Annotated in this window: 3 protein-coding genes; all 3 read left to right on the top strand. The window is 45.8% G+C overall.

All coding sequences use genetic code 11. From position 1 onward, the window contains the following. Window positions 1-181: 181 nt before the first annotated feature. Complete coding sequence (locus AC805_RS09205) at window positions 182-1,561, top strand: anthranilate synthase component I (RefSeq protein ID WP_055075155.1); 1,380 nt, start codon at window positions 182-184, stop codon at window positions 1,559-1,561. 243 nt (window positions 1,562-1,804) lie between these two features. After that, complete coding sequence (locus tag AC805_RS09200) at window positions 1,805-2,185, top strand: hypothetical protein (RefSeq protein WP_055075154.1); 381 nt, start codon at window positions 1,805-1,807, stop codon at window positions 2,183-2,185. Window positions 2,186-2,513: 328 nt separating this feature from the next. After that, window positions 2,514-2,897 carry a pentapeptide repeat-containing protein gene (locus AC805_RS09195; RefSeq protein WP_055075153.1) on the top strand — a complete coding sequence of 128 codons (384 nt, stop codon included), beginning with the start codon at window positions 2,514-2,516 and terminating at the stop codon, window positions 2,895-2,897. Window positions 2,898-3,023: the final 126 nt, after the last annotated feature.

Raw genomic sequence — 3,023 nt, 5'->3', positions numbered from 1 at the left:
GAGTAGCGGCGCTTTGCGCCGCTACTCTATTTGCGGGTTTTGGATTTGTCCTAACATAATTGGCTACCACTATAGTTTCTGATATAACGCAAAAGATGGCGGCGCTTCGCGCCGCCATCTTTTGCGTTATATCAGTTGACCAAATTGCGGTTTAATAAAACCGTACCTTACAAAATCTTCTATGACCGATTGGGTGTGGCTTCAGCGATCGCTACCCACAGAAATGACAGGCGCAGATTTATGGGAATCGCTCTATGCGCATGATCCTGTAACGGTTTTGCTGGAAAGCCCCGCCGCAGCCCCTTCAAAACTAGCCCGCTATTCCATTGCCGCAGGTAAACCCCTACGCTTTTGGACTCCCGAAGTTGGGAAAATTTTGCCCTGTCTAGAACAATTGCGATCGCAATTAGTCGCCTCTGCTCAGAACACCCATACCGATCAACTTCCGCAGCATTTACCATTTACGGGGGGCTATCTGGGCTGGTTAGGCTACGATCTCGCTTGGGAAATCGAACGATTGCCCTATACCAAAACCGATACCCTACCTTTTCCGATCGCATTTTGGTATGAGCCATCTAGTTTTGCGGTCATGGATCATCAGACACAGGAAGTCTGGATCGCCGCGAGCAATCGCCAAGAATTACATGAGTTAAGCGATCGCCTCAGAGATCGTGTTTCCCAGATAAAATCCCCAGCTAATTCTTTGTCGTTCCAGTCAACCGCATCGATCCTTGGAGCACAGCCTTCCTATTCGCCCCCCCAGCAAGGCTATGAGATGATGGTGGACAAAGTCAAAGAACATATTTATGCGGGAGATATTTTTCAGGCCAATCTCTCGATGCGCTTTGGTCATCCTTGGCAAGCCGATGGATGGCAACTATACCGACATTTACAAAGGATCAACCCTTCTCCTTTCGCCAGTTATTGGCGCACGACTTGGGGTGAAGTGATCAGCGTTTCCCCCGAACGGTTAGTCAGTTTACGCGATCGCCATGCCGAAACTCGTCCCATTGCAGGGACAAGACCGCGCGGCAAAACCGAGCAGCAAGATCGCGAATTTGAAAGCGAATTACGCGCTTGTACCAAAGAACAAGCCGAACATATCATGCTCGTCGATCTCGAACGTAACGACCTCGGAAGGGTCTGCGAAGCAGGGACTATTCAAGTGGACGAGTTGCTGGCGATCGAGCGCTATAGCCATGTGATGCATCTTGTTAGTAACGTGGTGGGCAAACTGCAAAGCGATCGCACTTTAGTCGATCTGATCCGCGCTACTTTTCCTGGAGGGACTATTACGGGCTGCCCGAAAATACGCTGTATGGAAATTATCGAGAAATTAGAACCCCAACGCCGCAGTTTATTTTATGGTTCCTGTGGCTATATCGATCGACGGGGCAATATGGATCTGAATATTCTGATTCGGACTTTGCTTAAAACTAACGATCACATTTGGGGACAGGTCGGAGCAGGGATCGTCGCTGATAGTATGAGCGATCGAGAATGGCGCGAATCCCTACAAAAAGCCCAAGCCCAACTATCCGCTCTCGGACTAAGCAGTTGAAAGCGTACCGCCCGCTATGCGGGCGTTACGCTCTTCTAAGTTTTACAGCAATTATCGATCAAACGAACCACAAGAGAATTTTTGAATGCGTTGCTTCGCAACGCATTCAAAAATTCTCTTGGTTTGGGTTTGAGCGCAAAGCGCTGTAAATCAAAATTAGTGGCGCATGGCTTCACTCCGCGCCACTAATTTATTCACTGGGAAGGGAGTAATATAACTACATACTCAAAAGTTTATATACCTGTGAATTACTATTTTCCTTCCGATCCTCCCTATTTTTTATTTGCTATTTCTCTCATAGCAGGAATTGCCTGTGGACGCTCCTTTGAAGTAACTTTGCGGAATCTTGTCAATATTTGGTCTAAAAGCAAATCTTCGCGCACCATGCTAGAGCTAAAAAGTGCCAGCATCAAAGTGCCCTATCTCGGCATGACCATCAGTATCGCCGTATTTATGTCCACGGGACTAGAAGTATTTGGGTTCCCGACGCTTTTCGGCTATATCGTCGCCATTCCCATTACCTTAGGCATTGCTCTCCTTGTTTGGCGGCAATTAGGACAAATGTTGGTGGAGTTAGAAAAGGGTGGCTCAGCAGCACTAGATCTAGACTCTTTTGAGGGTTAGTATTACGGGACAAATTTTTATAGCCGCTAGCCATCCACCGAATCTGAGAATTTTTACTAAAGACATTGCAATGCAATGTCTTTAGTAAAAATTCAGTTTTCGCTTTTGTTTTATATCTACATTCAGTAACCAGTAATGTTAGGACGAAAATCAAGCCGAATAGAGAGTTGCGGCGCTTCGCGCCGCAACTCTCTATTCGGCTTGTCCTGACTTGAGTAACTATAGCTATAACTTTAAGCAAAAGGTACTATAAAAGTCTCGTTTGGCAAAGCTTTTAAAAATTTGTCTGTACAATAACTAATAGAATTTTGCCTAGGCTAGTCAATTAATGGATGCTAAAGAATTTTTACAAGTCTATCGAGCGGGGCGAAAAGTATTTTCTAATATCAATCTCGTAGGTGCAGATCTACAGGCGATCGATCTGCATAAGATTGACTTTAGCCACGCCTTAATGAGTAAGGCTAACTTTGCCAATTCTAAGCTCTGCCGTGCTAATCTCACTGGGGCAGATCTGAGCTACTCCAATTTAAACAGCGCCGATCTTCATCGCGCCAATTTACGCTATGCCAATCTTAAGGGAGCAGATTTGCGCAATGCCGATCTGCGTGGGGCAGATTTACGTGGGGCTAATTTAAGTTGGGCAAATGTGCAGGATGCTCTTTTTGAGGGCGCACAGATGACAAATGTTAATTTTTACAATGCTAAAAAATAGGGCTTATAGCTAGCTATCGCCAAATGTACTAGGACATAAACCCCAAGAATTGACTGGAGGCGCGAAGCGCCTCCAGTCAATTCTTGGGGTTTGATTTGTCCTAATTCAAGTGACTGTAGCTATATA

This window comes from Pseudanabaena sp. 'Roaring Creek', assembly GCF_001402795.1.
Taxonomy (GTDB): Bacteria; Cyanobacteriota; Cyanobacteriia; order Pseudanabaenales; family Pseudanabaenaceae; genus Pseudanabaena.
Note: the sequence above shows the minus strand (reverse complement) of the source record. Positions and strands in the feature narration are given on the sequence as shown.